Genomic DNA, 17,638 nt, shown 5'->3' on the forward strand with positions numbered 1-17,638 from the left:
CTTGTGTATCGAACCAGTGTTGGGTCGATGTAATGCGGCTCGCGAAACGCGCTGATTAAGCGACCACTGGGTTGCCGCTCTCCACCTTGAAAGCGCCCACCGTGAGCGCAAGCTGGTTCGCCTGTTCGTGCAGGGAGCCCGCTGCGGCAGCGGCCTCTTCCACCAGCGCCGCGTTCTGCTGCGTCACCTGGTCCATCTGGCCCATGGCCTGGTTGATCTGCTCAATGCCAAGGCTCTGCTCTTCGCTCGCCGCCGTGATGTTGCCCATGATGTCGGTCACACGCTGCACGCTGTGCAGGATTTCGTCCATCGTCGCACCAGCCTGGGCGACCAGTTCGCCCCCCATATCCACGTTGGCCACCGACCCGCCAATCAGGTCTTTGATTTCCCGCGCCGCTGCCGCTGAGCGTTGCGCCAGGTTGCGCACTTCGCCCGCCACAACGGCGAAGCCGCGTCCGTCTTCGCCCGCGCGTGCCGCTTCCACTGCCGCGTTCAGCGCGAGGATGTTGGTCTGAAAAGCGATGCCGTCGATGACGCCGATGATGTCCACCATCTTGCCCGCCGACACCTTGATGTCGTTCATCGTATCCACCACCTGCCGAACCACGGTGCCGCCCTTCACCGCGACCTCGGACGCGGACCGCGCCAGATGATCGGCCTGCCGTGCGTTGTCGGCGTTCTGCCTGACAGTGCTGGTGAGCTGCTCCATGGACGCCACCGTTTCTTCGAGCGAACTCGCCTGCTCTTCCGTGCGTGAAGACAGATCGAGGTTGCCGTTCGCGATCTGGCTCGACGCAGAGGCGATCGTGTCCGCGCCGTGATGCACCTTGCGCACGATCTGCTTGAGGCTTTCGTTCATGTCCTTGAGCGAGTGCAGCAACTGGCCGGTCTCGTCGTTCGTTCTTACTTCGATGTGGCTCGTAAGATCGCCCGAGGCCACGGTACGCGCCACGCGCACCGCCTCGCCCAACGGATGCGTAATTGACCGCGTAATGGCCCACGCGAAGCCAATGCCCATCAAGACAGCCGCCACGCCCAGTTCGACCATCAGATGCCGTGCCGAGTCGATGTCTTGCCGGCCACGCTCGGCACTCGCTTTGACGAGTCTGGTCTGCCAGTCGACCATGTCTTTGATGTGCGACTGGAGCGTATCCAGCGCGGGCAGCGTTGCGCCGTTCAACGTCGCGGTAGCTTCGTCGCGTTTGCCGTCTTTGAGCTGCTGCGCGACCTCGCTGAAAGACTTCACGTAGGCGACGCGCGCAGCAGTGGTCTCTTCGAGCTGCGCCTTCTCTTCGGGACTTTCGGCGAGCTTGCCGAGCGTACTCAGTGCATCGGTAATCGCCTTCTTGTTGCCTTCGATACGCTCGTATATCGCGGCAACTTTGCTCGCGTCCGTCGTGACGAACAGCTCCATGGTGCTGCGAGCGTTCGCACGTGTCAGCACATCGATGGTGTGGGCCGCGTCGGCCTTGACCCATTCGGTGCCTACCAGCCTGTCGTTGATATTGCCGATGCCCGTCAGCCGAACGAGTCCCACCACGATCAAAGCCGTCATGAGCAACAGGACAAAGCCGAAGCCCGCGCCAAGGCGCACTCCGATTCTCATATTTCCCAGATACATGCTAAATTCCGCCGTAGTTTCGAAGATGTTCTGTCCGTTTCGCGTCCGGATCTTATCTTGCGATATCGATATTGGATCCGCTTTCCTGCGTCAAATCTTTATGCTTCATGAGTCAAGGCAGCGAAGTGTTCCGCACTGGATTATTTCAGCCAGAAAACCCGGGCGATTGACTTGAATCAAGCAACACCCCGCGCTCCAACGTTCGGGCTCAATGGTCGCAGGGCCGTGGATCAGGCGCGATTTTAAATGTCTGGCGCCATTTCAGTTGCCGCTGCGCGCCGCTGCATATCGCCACTTTAAAACGATATCGTCCTGAAAAAATAATCCGTTATTGCATTGCACGGCCCTCAAGTTTGAACACAGCCAGCCGTTATTCACGGCTTCAATAAAGCGGTGACGATCGCCTTTTCCAGGTGATCGAAGGCATCGCCTTCCAGCCCCATATTCTCGCGCTCAATACAGCCGTTGAAACCGCGTGCGCCGGCTAGCAGGTCAACGTGGCGATGAGCCAGATGGCCGACAGTTACGCGGCGTAATCGTCCTGCGCGCACGAATGGGAGCAGGCCCACGCCAGTCCATATGTTGATTCGGAAACAATCATTTCCTATAATCGCCGCATGACTTCCCCGTCCCCTTCCCCCACTGCCTCGCGCGGCCCCGGCCGTCCGCGCGAATTCGACATGGACACGGTGCTCGACGGCGCCGTGCGCGTCTTTCGCGAGCGCGGTTATCACGCCACCTCCGTGGGCGACCTCAGCGAGGCGACCGGACTCACCGCGGGCAGTCTTTACAAGGCATTCGGCGACAAGCGCGGCGTTTTCCTCGCGGCCTTCGCGCACTACGTAGAGGCACGCAATGCCGGGCTGCGCAGGCTGCTCGACCGGCAACCGAGCGGGTACGAGAAGATTCGCGCGGTGTTGCACTTCTACGCGCAGTCGTCGCACGGCAGCGAAGGCCGGCGCGGTTGCCTCGTCGTTTCCAGTGCCACGGCGCTCGCCACCTTCGACGATGAAATTGCGGCACAGGTCGAGGCCGCCATGCGGCGCAGCGAAGACCTGCTGCGCCAGTTGCTCCGGCAGGGGCAGGAAGACGGCTCGGTCGCGCAGGATACCGACGTGACCGCCATGGCGCGCGTGCTGCTTGCCGTGCTCCAGGGCTTCCGGTTGATCGGCAAGTCGGGGCGCACGCGCAACGACATGATGGCGGCAGCCGATCAGGCGCTGAAGCTGTTGGCCTGAAATTTTTTTACCTTATTTGGAAATGTTCATTTCCTATACAGAAGCACCACTCACGCAACCATCAGGAGAGTCCATCATGTCTACCTCAGCGCGTATGGTCGACCCCGGTCCTGCTTCGCTGCCGGATACACAGCTCGATGGGTTCGAGCATCGCTTCGAAATGGTCGACGGCATCCGGCTTCATTACGTCACCGGCGGCAAGGTGGATGGCGAGACGGTCGTCCTGCTCGCGGGTTATCCGCAAAGCTGGTTCGCATGGCGCAAGGTCATGCCGCTGCTGGCCGCGCGCTACAGAGTCGTCGCGCCGGATCTGCCGGGCCAGGGCGACTCCGATCGTCCGCTCGATGGCTACGACACGCAAACACTCGCCACGAGATTGCACGCGCGGCTTCGCAAGCTCGACGTGCAGCGCTGCTACCTCGCGGCACACGACGTGGGCGCGTGGGTCGCGTATCCCTATGCCGCGCTATTCGGCGACACAGTCATGCGTCTTGCGCTGCTGGATGCCGGCATTCCCGGCATCACGCTGCCCGACGCCCTGCCCATTGCACCCGAGCGCGCGTGGCGCACTTGGCACTTCGCGTTTCATGCCATACCGGACCTGCCGGAGTTGCTGATCGAAGGAAAAGAGCGCGCCTACCTCGACTGGTTTCTGCGCCGCAAGACTGCAAACCCGCAGACGTTTTCCGAAGCCGACATGGACGAATATGCGCGCGTCTTTACGCGTGAAGGCGGCTTGCGTGCGGGGCTCGCCTACTATCGCGCGGCGGATGAATCGGCACGCCAGAATCGCGCACTCAGTGCGAAAGGCAAGCTGCAGATGCCCGTGCTCGCACTGAGCGCCGATCAGGGCTCCATTCCGAACATGGCTGCTCCGCTCGAAGCCTGTGCCGCGAACGTAGAGGGCGTGACCATCGGACATTGCGGGCACTTCCTGCCCGAAGAGCAGCCCGCGGCCGTTGCCTCGGAACTCACGCACTTCTTCGCGTAGCTGGAGAAGACGCGGAAGGGGGAAGAGACGGAGAGGAAGAGGAGGAGGAGGAGGAGGAGGAGGAAAAAACCGGAGAGCCTTCTACAAAGGCCCTCCGGTTGCGATGCGCTTATCGCGACATCATATTGACGCTGACGTTGTGCATCACCCACATCGTGCCGAACACAAGGATGACTGCAGTAAGCACCGTGTAGCTGAACGCCATTACGTTCCAGCGCTGACCCGACGACGCGTTCATGTGCAGGAAGAACACGAGGTGCACGACGATCTGCACCAGCGCGAGCCCCGCAAGCGCGATCAGCGCGCTATGGGCGGGCAGAGCGCCCTTCATGACGATGCCGAACGCTCCTGCCGTGAGCAACACCGAGAGCACGAACCCGGCAACGTAGCTGCCGAAGCTGCCGTGCCCGCCTTCCGTATGAGCCGAATGCGAATGAGCCATTTAAAGTACGCTCGCGAGATAGACAAAGGTGAAAACGCAGATCCAGACGATGTCGAGGAAGTGCCAGAAAAGGCTCAGGCACGTAAGACGCCGGATCTCCCGCTCGTTCAGCGTGGGCCGCGAAATGACCTGCACGGCGAGCACCACCATCCACACGAGGCCCATGAACACGTGCAGGCCGTGCGTGCCGACCAGCGTGAAGAACGACGACAGGAACGCGCTGCGGCCCGGTCCGTTGCCTTCGGCGATCAGCGCGGAAAACTCGCGCATTTCCATGCCGAGAAACGCGAGGCCCAGCACGAACGTGACGGCGAGCCAGCCCAGCACCGCGCCGCGTTGCTGCTTGTGCGCGCCCAGCATCGCGAAGCCGTAGGTGATGCTGCTCAACAGGAGCGCGGCCGTTTCCAGCGCAACGCCCGAAATGTCGAACAGGTCCTTGCCGCTCGGGCCGCCCGCAAACTGCTGCGACGACACGGCAAACACCGCGAACAGCGACGCGAAGATGACGCAGTCCGTCATCAGGTACAGCCAGAAGCCGAACACCGAGTGTGACGGCGGATGGTCGGCGGCCAGATCGTGCGCGCCGTTGACAAGCGTGTTGTGTGCCATGCTCAGGCCTCCACGGATTCGGGCACGAGGCCGCGTTCTTCACCTTCCGCACGGCGGCGGATTTCATCTTCGATCTCGCGAACCTTTGCCGCGGGAATGATGTAGCCGTCGTTGTCGCCGAAGCTGTGAATGATGACGGTTGCCGCCACTGCGACGAGCGACGCGATCACGAGCCACCAGATGTGCCACACCAGCGCGAAGCCGAGTGCGAGGCTGAACACGGCGACGAAGAAGCCCGCGCCCGTGTTTGACGGCATGTGGATGTCGCGATACGACGACGCCTTGACGCCGAGGCCATGCCCCGTTTCCTTCATGTGGGCAAACGCATCCAGTTCACGCACCGTCGGGATCACCGCGAAGTTGTAGACCGGCGGCGGCGACGACGTGGCCCATTCGAGCGTGCGGCCATTCCACGGGTCACCCGTCGCGTCGCGATAGTCGGGACGGTTGCGGTTGCGCACGGCGAGCACGACCTGCGCAATCTGATGCAGCACGCCGATAGCCACGAGCACCACGCCGAACGCCGCTGCGATCAGCCACGGATGCCATGCGGGATTGTCGTAGTGGTTGAGGCGTCGCGTCATGCCCATGAAGCCCAGCACGTAGAGCGGCATGAACGAGGCATAGAAGCCCGTGAACCAGAACCAGAACGCGCGCTTGCCGAGCTTCTCGTCCAGCTTGAAGCCGAAGGCCTTCGGGAACCAGTAATGGAAGCCGGCAAGGTAACCGAACACCACGCCGCCAATAATCGCGTTATGGAAGTGCGCGATCAGGAACAGGCTGTTGTGCAGCACGAAGTCCGCGCCCGGAATCGCCATCATCACGCCGGTCATGCCGCCGATGGTGAAGGTGATCATGAAGCCGATGGTCCACAGCACGGGCGTGGTGAACTCGATACGCCCGCGGTACATCGTGAAGAGCCAGTTGAAGATCTTCACGCCCGTTGGAATCGCGATGATCATCGTCATGATGCCGAAGAACGCGTTCACGTCGGCGCCGGAACCCATCGTGAAGAAGTGGTGCAGCCACACGAGGAACGAGAGCACCATGATCACGCACGTGGCGTACACCATCGTGCGATAGCCGAAGAGCGGCTTCTTCGCGAACGTGGCGATCACCTCGGAGTAGATGCCGAACGCGGGCAGCACAAGGATGTACACCTCGGGGTGGCCCCACGCCCAGATCAGGTTCAGGTACATCATGGCGTTGCCGCCGCCATCGTTCGTAAAGAAGTGCATGCCGAGGTAGCGGTCCAGACCCAGCAGCGCAAGCGCGACGGTCAGAATCGGGAACGTCGCCATGATCAGCACGTTCGAGCACAGCGCCGTCCACGTGAACACGGGCATCTTCATGAACGTCATGCCGGGCGCGCGCATGCGCACGATGGTCACGAAGAAGTTGATGCCGGTGAGCAGCGTGCCCACACCTGAAAGCTGCAAGCTCCACAGGTAGTAATCCACGCCCACGCCGGGGCTGAACTGCAGCTCCGACAACGGCGGATACGCGAGCCAGCCCGTCTGTGCGAATTCACCGATCACGAGCGAGACGTTGATCAGGATGGCGGCCACCGCCGTCATCCAGAAGCTCAGCGAGTTGATGAACGGGAAGGCCACGTCGCGCGCGCCGATCTGCAGCGGCACGATCAGGTTGAAGAGGCCCACCATCAGCGCCATCGCCATGAAGAAGATCATGATGACGCCGTGCGCCGTGAACACCTGATCGTAGTGATGCGGCGGCAGATAGCCCGGCGAATGATAGGCGAGCGCCAGTTGCAGACGCATCATCACGGCATCCGCGAAGCCGCGCAGCAGCATGAGCGTGGCCACGATGATGTACATGATGCCGAGCTTCTTGTGGTCCACCGTGGTGATCCACTCGGTCCACAGCCATGTCCATTTTTTGGTGATGGTGAGCGCAGCCAGCACCACGATCACCGCAAGGCCCATGAAGGCGCCTGCACCCATGATGATGGGCTGATCGAACGGGATCGCCTCGAGCGTGAGTTTTCCGAACATGCTTTACCCCTTCGTCCCGCAGGCCTCGTCCTTCGTGTCGAGGACGTGGCCGTTGTTGTACTTCGCGATGATGTTATGGAAGAGCCGCGGATCCACGGACGAGAAGTACTCGACCGGATTCTTCTCCGAAGGCTGCGCGACCGTGCCGTAGGCGTTCATGTCGAGACGCCCCTGCGCGTGCTTCACCTGCTCCACCCACGCGTTGAACTGCTCGGGCGTGGTGGCGAGCGCACGGAACTTCATGTCCGAAAAGCCCTTGCCGCTGAAGTTGGCCGACACGCCCGCGTAGTCGCCCACCTCGTTGGCCACCAGGTGCAGACGCGTCTGCATGCCCGCCATTGCATAGATCTGGCTGCCCAGCCGCGGGATGAAGAACGAGTTCATCACCGAATCCGACGTGATGCGGAAATTTACGGGCGTGTTGACGGGGAAGGCCAACTGGTTGATCGAGGCGATGCCCAGATCGGGATAGATGAAGAGCCACTTCCAGTCCAGCGCGACCACTTCCACGTTGATCGGCTTCACCGACGATTCGAGCGGCCGGTACGGGTCGAGCTCGTGCGTAGTGCGCCACGTGAGCACGCCGAGGAACAGGATGATGAGCGTGGGCACGGTCCAGATGACGACTTCGATGGCCGTGGAATGCGCCCACTTCGGCGCGTAGGTCGCATTGCGGTTCGACGCGCGGTAGCGCCATGCGAACAGCAGCGTGAGCAGAATGACCGGCACGACGACGATGAGCATCGTGAACGTGGCCGTGCTGATGAGAGACTTTTCCGCAGCACCTACGCTGCCTTTGGGATCGAGAACATCGAGGTTGCTGCAGCCGGCAAGGCAGGTGCCCACTCCAATTGCAGCGAAGGTCCACGCCCGCTTCAAGATAGCTCTGGCCATCGGATATGCCTGGAATTTTGTATGGTCTGATTGGGTGATCTGGTCGGATCGGCGGGAACGACAGCGGGTACGCCACACGTTGCGCGTGCGCGAACGCGCCCGTGTCGTAAGCGGCGGATTCTATTGAAACGGGCGGGAAATTACCTTGACGTCCAACAAGAAAACGTCAAGTCTTGCCGATGACAGCAAACAGTAAGCTTGTGTCCGGACAAGAAACTGATGGAATTCAGTTCTGCTGTTCAGGAAGCGGCGGCGTACGATCCGCGGCCTTCGCAGCGGCTTGCGGCCCCGCACGCAAGTCGCGGCTCGCGCGGTGCGGCGGGTTCGCTCTTTCGCGCACGATGTCGGCCGTGAGCACGTCCAGCCGCACGGGCCGGCCGGTGAGATAACCCTGCACGAGGTCGCAGCCAATGTCGCGCAGCAACGCGAACTGCTCCCACGTCTCCACGCCTTCGGCCACCACTTCGAGGCCGAAGCTGTGCGCCATCGAGATGATGGCCTCCACGATCTCCCTGCCCTCGCGCGGCAGCCCCTTGACGAAGCTGCGGTCAACTTTGAGCTGATCGATGGGCAGCGTGCGCAGATACGAGAGCGACGAATACCCCGTGCCGAAGTCGTCAATCGAAACGCGCACGCCGTTCGACTGGAATTCGCGCAGCAGCCGTACGCTGTCGTCCACGTCGGTCATCAGCATGCTTTCCGTGAGTTCGAGTTCGAGCAGCGACGAATCCAGTCCGCTTGCCTGCAACGCCGAAAACACGTGCTCCGCGAACTGCGGATGCCTGAACTGCCGTGCCGACACGTTCACGGACACTTCGAGCGCAACGCCCGTGTCGCGATTGAGCCGCGCGATGTCGTTGCACGCCGTTTCCAGCACGTGCAGCCCGAGCGTCGCGATCAGGTCGCTCATCTCCGCTACCGCGATGAATTCGGCCGGCGAGATTTCGCCCTCCTGCGGGTGATGCCAGCGCGCGAGTGCCTCGACGCCCGTCATCGCACCGGCGCCGCAGCTGAACTTCGGTTGATAGACCACGTAGAACGCGTCGGTGTTGAGCGCATCGCGCATTTCACGCTCGAGGCGTGCGCGCCGTTTCGCGGCCTCGGTCATCTCCGGCCGGAACGCAACAGCCTGACCCTTGCCCTGGCTCTTCGCGACGTAAAGCGCCGTGTCCGCGCTGCTCACGAGGTCGGCGAGACGCTGCGCGTCGTCTGGATAGCGGCTGTAGCCCACGCTCGCGCTCACGTGCAGCTCCACGTCCGCCACGCGAAAAGCGCGCCGCGTGTGTTCGACCACGCGTACCGCAAGCGAGGCGCTGCGCTGGGCACTGCCGCGATCCACGGCGAGAATTGCGAACTCGTCGCCGCCGATGCGGCTCACCAGGTCGTGGCGGCCCACCGCCGCCTTGAGTTCGCGCGCCACCGCAGCGAGCAGTTCGTCGCCTGCGCCGTGCCCCAACGTGTCGTTGACGATCTTGAAGTTGTCGAGATCGACCAGCATCAGCGTGAGCGGCGTGCGCTGCCGCACCGGCACGCCAAGGCGCGTGCCGAGTTCGTCGTAGAACGCGCGGCGATTGGGCAGATGCGTGAGCGGATCCGTATTGGCGAGCCACGCAAGCTGGCTTTCCGCGCTCGACATGCGTTCCTTGAGCCGCCGCATCACGATGCCGGAAGCCGCCACCGATGCGAGGCACACCAGCACGAGCAGCGTCACGTAGCTCGCGAAGCGCGAGAGGATCTGCCCCGTGGAGGCCACCAGCACCACGTCGCCGAAGTGTCCGCTGTTGTACGTGATGGGCGCGCTGACCGTGACCGACCGTAAGCCGAAGGTGCTGCCGTCGCGTTCGGCCGCGATGAAGGGTTGCAGCGTGCGCGGCACCGTCACCTCGGGGCCGTACGAGGCGAACACGTGCGCGTCCTTGTCGAGAATCGCCACGCTGCGGATGTACGGCAGGATACGCAGCGCGCTCAATGTTTCCTGCGCGGCCTGACGGTCGTTGAACATCATCGGCGCGGCCGCGTTCTGTGCGACGATGGCCGCCTGCAGGCGCGCGTTGTCGCGCAGCTCGTGCTCCATCGAGAGGCCATGGTACAACGCAAGCGCAATCATCGCGATGACGAGCGCCGTGACGACACCGGCGAGTTGCACACGCCAGCTTGAATCCGTGGGACGAACCTCCGGTTGCGTCGTCACTGAACGCTCCTTGCCAGCGAAAGCAGCCTCGAACTCGCCATGAGGTTACGCCGCACAAGCTGGCTGTTGTCGATATCGAACCGCACGTGGTCACCCTCGCGAAACAACAGAATGCCGGGGGCCGCCTGCGCCGCGTCTTCGTCGGTGCCGATCACGAGCACCGGCTGGCGCGCGGCGGCGAGCAAACGCAACGCCCGCGTGGCCGCATCAGCGCCCGAGACTACCACCACGTTGCAGGTGTTCGCACCGCTCTCGCCAGGCTCGATCACCCGCACCACCCACGTCACACCGTTGGCCGCCCGGCCCGAGAGTTTCTGCAACGCGGGGGTAATGCTGGCGCCCGCGCCCACGCAGACCACGACGTGCCCATCGGCGAGCGCACCTGGCGGCCACGTCACGAATACCGTGAAGTTGAAGATGAACGCAGCCTTCAACGCAGCTTCGTCGACCTGGGCGTGGCTCTCCGACCGCCAGAACAACGCGCTCCCGAATACGCAGGCGATCAGCAGGGCTCGGACAGTCTTGCGCATGTCACATCCCGTACACCAGCTTGAACAGGAACGTGCGGCTTTCCTGCGCGATGGCCTGCTGCGTGAACGCCGGTCCGGCCGGATCCGCGTAGCGTTTGTCCGTCACGTTATAGACGGAAAACGACACCGTGCTGTGCGGCACGAGCTTCGACGAGCCGATCGTGACGTTGCCGATGCAATAGCCGCCCGTGCGGCTCGCCTGCGTGAGACGCGACGCGCTGCAGAGCGCCTCCACGCCCACACGTACCCGGTCGCTCGCCAGCGGCACGACGATATTGAGCTTGCCGAGATGGCGCGGCGAATTCTGCAGCACGCTTTCCGTGGCCTCGTCACGCGCGAGTTGCCACGAATAGCTCGTACGCACGCGAATGCCGCCCGCGGTCTGCTGCTCGTAGCTGAGTTCCGCTCCGTTCGCCTCCACGTGATTCAGATTGCGAAAGACGAGCAGACCCGTGCCCGCATCCGTGGTTTGCGAAATCAGGTCGGCAATGTCGTAGTGAAAGAGCGAAAGCGTGGCCCGCGCCGACGATCCCAGGTCGCGCGAATAGACAAGCTCCGTGGTCGTGATGTGCTCGGGTTTCAGCGACGGATTCGCGAGCTGCCCGCCGTCGCCGGACGTGGCGTAGTAGAGCTCGTAAGCATTCGGCGCACGGTAGGCACGACCATAAATGGCCTTGAACGTATCGCGGTTGGTGGGCTTGTAGATGAGCGCAATACGTGGGCTCAGGTTGCCTTTCGCTATCGTTTCGTAGTCGTAGCGCAAGCCCGCATTGAGTTCGAAACCCGCGGGCAACTGCACTTCGTCTTCCACGTAAGTCCCGGCGCGGTTGCTCGAACGGTGATCGTCGAGCACCTGCTGGTACGGGTTCACGTCGAAGTTGTACTGGTCCTGCCGCGCGTTGCGGCGAAAGTCCGCGCCGAACACGATCTTGTTGCGCGCAATCGTCGTGACGACCGTATGAACGTCGGTGCCGTACCAGAGAGCGTGATCGCCGTCGATGTTCAGTTCCGGCGGGGCGCCCATCACGTACACGGGGCTGCGGTAGTCGTAACGTCCCCAGTACGCCGACGCGTTCAACTCCACGCCTGTCGCAAGCGGATGATGCCAGGCCGCGTTGACGAAGCTCTGCGTGTCCGTGAGGCTGTACGGCGCGTTGAATTGCGCGCCGAACGGCGCATCGGGCACGCCCTTCGTGCGGTTGCTGTGTGCGATCTCCAGCGAGAACTCGCGATACGCAAACTTCGCGAGAAACTGCTGCGCGCGGTCGTAGTCGAGTCCCACTGCCACGCCGTGGTTCTGGTCGGGCGTGTCGAACTCGGGGTAGTAGAGGCTTTGGCCATTGCGGTCGTAGGCGCTCGCCGACAGCACAATGTCCGCGCCGTTCGCGCCATGCCAGCCCCAGGTCGCGCGTCCGCGCTTTTCGCCGAAACTGCCGGCTGAGGCGGCCACCTGCGTGCCGTTGATGTCACTGCCCTTCTTCGTGATGACGTTGACCACGCCGAAGAACGCGTTCGATCCGTACACGGCAGAGCCTGGGCCCGGCACGTACTCGATGCGCTCCACGAGGTCCATGTCGATCAGGAACTCGGTGCCGATGGGCGCTTCGTCGTAGACAGCGTCGTTGACCTGATAGCCGTCTATCAGCACGAGAAAGCGGCTGTCGTAGTCGCCAGGCCGCAAGAAGCCACGTGCACCGAGATACGCGTAGTTGCGGTCGTAGCTCACGTAAAGGCCCGGCAGCGACGCCAGCGCATCGCCCAGCGTGCGCCACCCGAAGTCGCGGATGTCGGCTGCGGTGAGCACCACGGCCGCGGCGGGCGCATCGCTCACTCGCTGTTCGAACTTCGATGCCGACGTCACCGTCATCTGCATCAACGCTTCGAGCGGCATCGTGGCAAGCACGGCCGAAGCGTCGCCGGACGGAGGAGTCGCCGACTCCTCCGCCCTGCTGTCATTCACCAGGAAGATGTGTGTAGCGCAACATACCGCGGCGATGACTATGCGGAGTTTTGTGGAATCGTGGGGCATCGCCTGGGATTACGGAAGGTTGTTCTGTCTCTGTCCGGGATATCGACAGAAACAGCCGCAAACTTGAGGAGATGCCGCCATTACGCCACTCGAACGCCGCTCAAACCCGGGGCATCCCGCATTTGAGCGCCTCGCAGTTCCGGCCCCGTACAATGTGCGCGTCCGTCCACCGCACGGCATGCAAGGCGGACCACACAATCACGCACCCCGTCACCGTCGAGGAGCCTCTGCATGGATCGTCTCCAGGCAATGGAAATTTTTACCCGCGTCGTCGAATCCAAAAGCTTTTCGAAGGCCGCCGATATGCTGGACCTGCCGCGCGGCACCGTGAGCAATCTGATCCGCTCGCTCGAAGAACACGTGGGCGTGCGCCTGCTCAATCGCACCACGCGTTCGGTGAACGTGACCGAAGACGGCGCGCTCTACTACGAACGCTGCGTGCGCATTCTCGCGGAGATATCGGACGCCGAATCGTCGCTCTCGAACAAACGGTCCAGCCCCACGGGCACCGTGCGCGTGGACACCTCGGGCACCATCGCGCGCACCTTGCTGATTCCCGCGCTAGGGCAGTTTTACCGCGCGTATCCGCACATCAACGTGCGCCTCGGGCTCTCGGACCGCAACATCGACATGATCCAGGACGGTGTGGACTGCGTGATCCGCATGGGCTCGCTCGAAGAGTCGAGCCTCGTGGCGCGGCGCATCGGCAATGCGCGCATGGTGGTGTGCGCGTCGCCCGCCTATCTCGAGGAATACGGCACGCCCGCTACGCTCGAAGACCTCGCGCAACATCGTGCGGTGAACTACGTATCGTCCAGCACGGGCCGCACGTTTCCCTTCGAATTCCTGAAGAACCCGAAGGACCTGAATGCCCCTGAGACCATCACCGTGCAGATGGAAAGCCTGCTCGCCGTGAACGACGGCTCTGCATATATCGCCGCGGGCGTGGAAGGCTACGGCATCATCCAGCCCTCGCGCTTCATGGTGACGGAACTACTCGCGCAAGGGCATCTTCGGGAAATACTGACCGATTACCGTTGTCCCTCCACGCCGCTTTCCATTCTTTACCCGCATCGGCAGAACCTCAATTCGCGCATTCGTGCCTTCACCGAATGGGTGACCGACCTCGCCCACGCGCACCCCGACCTGCGTACCTGAAGCGCCGGGTAAACCCCGACCACGTAGTGAGCCTGTAGTGAGCTTACTTCCATACCATGAGTAAACACGGAGTTTGGCTACATGAAATACCGTAGCCACATCGCCGGCCGCCACGGGCCGCACGCATAAAAGCGCTGCGGCACTGTCGCGATTCACGGGGCATCAACGTCGCCGGTACTGTCTCGCGTCTCGAAAAGTTGTCCGGATACGAGCCGGATCGGTGTGATCGGTACCACCGTAGTTCACACTCATGGAGAGAGACATGCAGGTCAAACGTTGGCCAATGGCGCTGCTGTTGGCGATGGCGACCGCTGGCGCCCACGCGGGCCAGAACGACTTCGACATCGCAACGAATCCGTTCACCGCATCGTTTCCCGCAGCAATCGCCGACAACGGCGCGCACTGGCGCGCCGAAGTTCTGCTGAAGCAGTTGACGCTCGACGAAAAGCTTCAGCTCATTCACTCCGAATATCAGATGAGCGACGTGCCGAATGGCGGCGCGGGCTTCATCCAGGGCGTGCCGCGCCTCGGCATTCCTGACCTCAACATGGTCGATTCGGCCACGGGTTCCGGCAGCACGCAGCTACCCAGCACCACGTTCCCCGCCACCATCGCATTAGCGGCAAGCTGGGACCGTCACCTTGCCTACGCCTTCGGCGCGCAGATCGCGAAACAGCTGCGCGCGCAGGGCTTCGGCATGGGTCTGGGCGGCGGCACCAACCTCGCCCGCGAGGCGCGCGGCGGCCGCATGTTCGAGTACCTCGGCGAAGACCCCGTGCTCGCAGGCGAAATGCTCGCGTCACGCACCATCGCCACGCAGAACAGCAAGGTGATCGCCACGATCAAGCACTACGTGGGCAACGAGCAGGAACACAACCGCATGGGCGGCAACGACACGATCGACGAGCGCACGCTGCGCGAACTCTATCTGCTGCCGTTCGAAATCGCGGCGCGCGCAGGGCGTCCCGGCAACGTGATGTGCAGCTACAACCGCATCAACGGCACCTATGCCTGCGAGAACCCGCACGTGCTCACCGACGTGCTGAAGAACGAGTGGGGCTTCCAGGGCCAGGTGCAGTCCGACTGGGGTGCGGCGCACAGCACGGCGCCCGCCATCAACGCGGGTCTGGATGAAGAAGAGGACGTGGGGCCGACGGTCTACCTCACGCCCGCGCTCGTTCGCCAGGCGCTGCAGAGCCATCAGATCACCGAGGCGCGTCTCGACGACATGGTTCGCCGCAAGCTCTACGTGATGATCCGCACCGGCATCATGGACGATCCGCCCAAGGCCGGCGGCGCAATCGACTTCCCCGCAGCCACGGCGTTCACCCAGGCGGCCGAGGAACAGTCGATGGTGCTGCTCAAGAACGACAACGCGCAGTTGCCGCTCGCGGCGGCAAGCCTCAAGCGCGTTGCGGTGATTGGCGGCCATGCGGACGCAGCGGTTATCACGGGCGGCGGTTCCGGCGATACGCGGCATCCGGTGACGGGCGCGTTCGCAGGCTGCGGCGGGCTCACGTTCGGTACGTCGACAGGCTGCAACTGGTGGCCCAACCCATGGATCACGCTCAACGTGCCGATCGTGAAGGCGATCCAGCAGCTCGCGCCCACGGCGCAGGTCAGCTTCGCCGGCAACAGCGATCAGCAGTCGCCGTTCCGCGCCTATACGCAGCAGGAAATCGATCAGGCCACGGCACTGGCGGCGCAGTCCGACGTCGCGATCGTCGTCGTCACGCAGCCCTCGGGTGAGGACTTCGGCGAACTGCAGAGCCTCGCGCTCAGCAATCCGTCGAACCAGGACCAGCTCGTGGAAGCGGTGGCGAAGGCGAACCCGCACACCATCGTCGTGATCGAGAGCGGCAACCCGGTGCTCATGCCGTGGAAGGACCAGGTGCAGGCCATCGTCGAAGCCTGGTATCCGGGTGAAGGTGGCGGTCAGGCCATTGCGAACGTGCTGTTCGGCAAGGTGAATCCGTCGGGCAAGCTGCCCGTCACGTTCCCCGTGCGCGATCAGGACACGCCGACGTGGGGCCAGGACGGCACGTTCCCGAATGACCCGGTCTACGCCGAGAAGCTCGACATGGGCTACCGCTGGTACGACGCGAAGAACATCGCCCCGCTCTTCGAGTTCGGCTATGGCCTCTCGTACACGCACTTCTCGTACTCGGGCCTCTCGGTGCGCAAGGCGCCTGACCATACGCTCATTGCGAGCTTCACCGTGAAGAACGACGGCCACATGGCGGGCGCGGAAGTGCCGCAGGTGTATCTGGGCGTCAACTACAACGGCGAGCCGCCCAGGCGCCTCGTAGGCTGGCACAAGGTCTATCTGAACCCGGGTGAAGCACGTCAGGTGAACGTCGTGATTCCGGAACGCTTCCAGAGCATCTGGGACACGTCCAGCAACAAGTGGAAGTACGTGCCGGGCAGCGCCGTGTACGTGGGTGCCTCGTCGCGCGACATCCGCTTGCAGAGCCGGTAAGCGAAAGGCAATAACGCGGCGGTTACGCTTCTTCCGACTTCACGCGCGCCGGCGGCTTCGCCGGCGCGTTCGTGAAGGGCGAGAGCGGCGCGAATTCGTGTTCGAGCCACTGCGCCGCGTGCTCCAGCAGGAAATGACGAAACACCGTGCAGGTGGGCGAAAGCTGTTTCGAGCGCAGATGCACGACATGCCAGGTGCGCTCGATCGGTGTGCCGTTCACATCGAGCGTCGCCACTTCCCGCGTGCGCAATTCCAGCGCGAGCGTATGCAGCGAGATAAGGCTCACGCCCATGCCCGCCATCACGGCCTGCTTGATCGTTTCGTTACTGCCGAGCGTCACGACCTTGCGCGGCGTGAAGAGGTGCTTGCGGAACATCTCCTCTGCGGCCATGCGCGTGCCCGAGCCGGGCTCGCGCAACAGGAACGTGTCGCCGCGCAGCTCCTGCAGATCGAAGCGCCGCGCTTCGCAGAGCGGATGCGTGAGCGGCGCGATGATGACCTGCGGATGGTAGGCAAGCGGCTCCGTCACCACGTCGAGTTCCGCGGGCGGACGGCCCATGATGGCGAGGTCGATGGCGTTGTCTTGCAGCATGCGCAGCAGCGCATCGCGATTACCCACCGAAAAGTTGACGTCCACCTTCGGGTAGCGGTGCGAAAAGAGCGCGAGCAGCTTCGGTGCGAAGTACGTGGCCGAACTCACGATACCCACGGCGATCGACCCGCTGTCGGCCTGCTTGAGCGAGGTCATCGTGTCTTCGGCGTCTTTGATCGCGCCCAGAATGCGGCTCGCGTGATGCGTGAGTTTCTCGCCGGCTTCCGTGAGCGAGAGCTTGCGTGCAATCCGTTCGAAGAGCGGCAGGCCCACCGTTTCTTCCAGCTGGCGAATCTGCATGGAAACGGCGGGCTGCGTGAGATGCAGCTCTTCCGCCGCGCGCGCGAAACTTGCGTAGCGGCTCGCCACGAGGAAGATCTGCAGCTGACGCAAGGTCAGCGAACGAACGAAATTCACGACGATACGGTCCGCGGCGAGACATGAGGCTGTGGATGAACGGCGGCGCGCAGATCAACCCTGGGATCGGCCCGTGATTCAGCCGCCCTGCTGGTCGAAGGCGTCGAATGCGCGAGCCGAGTAGACGAGCGCGGCACCGGCGTTGAGCGCCATGGCCACTGAAAGCGCTTCGGCCACTTCGTCCTTCGTCGCGCCCGCTTTCGCGGCCGCGGCGCTGTGCACGGTGATGCAGCCGTCGCAGCGCGTGGTGACGGCAACGGCGAGTGCAATCAGCTCACGCGTCTTCGCGTCGAGCACGCCCTTGCGGGCTGGGGCGCCGTCCAGCGCTTCGAAACCTGCGATCGTAGCGGGCACCGTGCTGCCCAGCGCGCCCAGTGCGGCGGTGAGCTTCGCTGCATAGTCCTTCGTGTCGATCAGCATGCGAGACCTTTC

At 63.1% G+C, this 17,638-nt stretch carries 15 protein-coding genes; 4 read left to right on the forward strand and 11 right to left on the reverse strand.

Annotation, left to right across the window (positions count from 1 at the left end; all coding sequences use genetic code 11):
- Nucleotides 1-55 precede the first annotated feature (55 nt).
- Both PKKP23_RS00075 and PKKP23_RS00080 read right to left on the reverse strand, forming a co-directional pair.
- On the reverse strand, nucleotides 56-1,621 hold the full coding sequence (locus tag PKKP23_RS00075) for a methyl-accepting chemotaxis protein (RefSeq protein ID WP_126875335.1): 1,566 nt from the start codon (nucleotides 1,619-1,621) through the stop codon (nucleotides 56-58).
- A gap of 374 nt (nucleotides 1,622-1,995) precedes the next feature.
- The gene (locus PKKP23_RS00080; RefSeq protein WP_126875336.1) at nucleotides 1,996-2,190 is read right to left on the reverse strand and encodes a hypothetical protein; all 195 of its coding nucleotides are present in this window, start codon (nucleotides 2,188-2,190) and stop codon (nucleotides 1,996-1,998) included.
- Between the two features lie 111 nt (nucleotides 2,191-2,301).
- Here PKKP23_RS00080 and PKKP23_RS00085 point away from each other — a divergent pair, with 111 nt between their 5' ends.
- Nucleotides 2,302-2,859 carry a TetR/AcrR family transcriptional regulator gene (locus PKKP23_RS00085; protein WP_126875607.1) on the forward strand — a complete coding sequence of 186 codons (558 nt, stop codon included), beginning with the start codon at nucleotides 2,302-2,304 and terminating at the stop codon, nucleotides 2,857-2,859.
- 76 nt (nucleotides 2,860-2,935) lie between these two features.
- Nucleotides 2,936-3,850: an alpha/beta fold hydrolase gene (locus PKKP23_RS00090; protein WP_240658654.1), complete on the forward strand. Its 915-nt coding sequence runs from the start codon at nucleotides 2,936-2,938 to the stop codon at nucleotides 3,848-3,850.
- Between the two features lie 109 nt (nucleotides 3,851-3,959).
- Here the strand turns inward: PKKP23_RS00090 and cyoD are convergent, their stop codons facing one another.
- The 7 genes from cyoD to PKKP23_RS00125 all read right to left on the reverse strand — a co-directional run bounded on the left by cyoD (nucleotide 3,960) and on the right by PKKP23_RS00125 (nucleotide 12,560).
- On the reverse strand, nucleotides 3,960-4,292 hold the full coding sequence (gene cyoD / locus PKKP23_RS00095; RefSeq protein WP_017774800.1) for a cytochrome o ubiquinol oxidase subunit IV: 333 nt from the start codon (nucleotides 4,290-4,292) through the stop codon (nucleotides 3,960-3,962).
- Entirely contained in the window at nucleotides 4,293-4,901 is a 609-nt protein-coding gene (gene cyoC / locus PKKP23_RS00100; protein WP_126875337.1) for a cytochrome o ubiquinol oxidase subunit III, read from the reverse strand.
- A 2-nt stretch (nucleotides 4,902-4,903) separates the two neighbouring features.
- The gene (gene cyoB, locus PKKP23_RS00105) at nucleotides 4,904-6,916 is read right to left on the reverse strand and encodes a cytochrome o ubiquinol oxidase subunit I (protein WP_126875338.1); all 2,013 of its coding nucleotides are present in this window, start codon (nucleotides 6,914-6,916) and stop codon (nucleotides 4,904-4,906) included.
- Nucleotides 6,917-6,919: 3 nt separating this feature from the next.
- Complete coding sequence (gene cyoA, locus PKKP23_RS00110) at nucleotides 6,920-7,810, reverse strand: ubiquinol oxidase subunit II (RefSeq protein WP_126875339.1); 891 nt, start codon at nucleotides 7,808-7,810, stop codon at nucleotides 6,920-6,922.
- A gap of 226 nt (nucleotides 7,811-8,036) precedes the next feature.
- Nucleotides 8,037-10,001 carry a putative bifunctional diguanylate cyclase/phosphodiesterase gene (locus PKKP23_RS00115; RefSeq protein WP_126875340.1) on the reverse strand — a complete coding sequence of 655 codons (1,965 nt, stop codon included), beginning with the start codon at nucleotides 9,999-10,001 and terminating at the stop codon, nucleotides 8,037-8,039.
- Nucleotides 9,998-10,531 (reverse strand): YfiR family protein, encoded by a 534-nt coding sequence (locus tag PKKP23_RS00120; protein WP_126875341.1) that lies wholly within the window; start codon nucleotides 10,529-10,531, stop codon nucleotides 9,998-10,000. Before PKKP23_RS00120 ends, PKKP23_RS00115 begins: the two co-directional genes overlap by 4 nt.
- A gap of 1 nt (nucleotide 10,532) precedes the next feature.
- Nucleotides 10,533-12,560, reverse strand: a complete 2,028-nt coding sequence (locus tag PKKP23_RS00125; protein WP_126875342.1) for a TonB-dependent receptor plug domain-containing protein — start codon at nucleotides 12,558-12,560, stop codon at nucleotides 10,533-10,535.
- Between the two features lie 231 nt (nucleotides 12,561-12,791).
- Here PKKP23_RS00125 and PKKP23_RS00130 point away from each other — a divergent pair, with 231 nt between their 5' ends.
- Nucleotides 12,792-13,718 carry a LysR family transcriptional regulator gene (locus tag PKKP23_RS00130; RefSeq protein ID WP_126875343.1) on the forward strand — a complete coding sequence of 309 codons (927 nt, stop codon included), beginning with the start codon at nucleotides 12,792-12,794 and terminating at the stop codon, nucleotides 13,716-13,718.
- A gap of 262 nt (nucleotides 13,719-13,980) precedes the next feature.
- A complete protein-coding gene (locus tag PKKP23_RS00135) occupies nucleotides 13,981-16,197 on the forward strand; it encodes a glycoside hydrolase family 3 C-terminal domain-containing protein (RefSeq protein WP_126875344.1) in 2,217 nt (738 codons plus the stop codon).
- Between the two features lie 22 nt (nucleotides 16,198-16,219).
- On the opposite strand, the gene PKKP23_RS00140 is transcribed toward PKKP23_RS00135, so the two are convergent.
- The gene (locus tag PKKP23_RS00140) at nucleotides 16,220-17,206 is read right to left on the reverse strand and encodes a LysR family transcriptional regulator (protein WP_017774791.1); all 987 of its coding nucleotides are present in this window, start codon (nucleotides 17,204-17,206) and stop codon (nucleotides 16,220-16,222) included.
- Between the two features lie 78 nt (nucleotides 17,207-17,284).
- Nucleotides 17,285-17,626, reverse strand: a complete 342-nt coding sequence (locus PKKP23_RS00145; RefSeq protein ID WP_017774790.1) for a carboxymuconolactone decarboxylase family protein — start codon at nucleotides 17,624-17,626, stop codon at nucleotides 17,285-17,287.
- Nucleotides 17,627-17,638: the final 12 nt, after the last annotated feature.

It is taken from the genome of Paraburkholderia kururiensis JCM 10599 = LMG 19447, assembly GCF_003986935.1.
Classification (GTDB): domain Bacteria; phylum Pseudomonadota; class Gammaproteobacteria; order Burkholderiales; family Burkholderiaceae; genus Paraburkholderia; species Paraburkholderia kururiensis.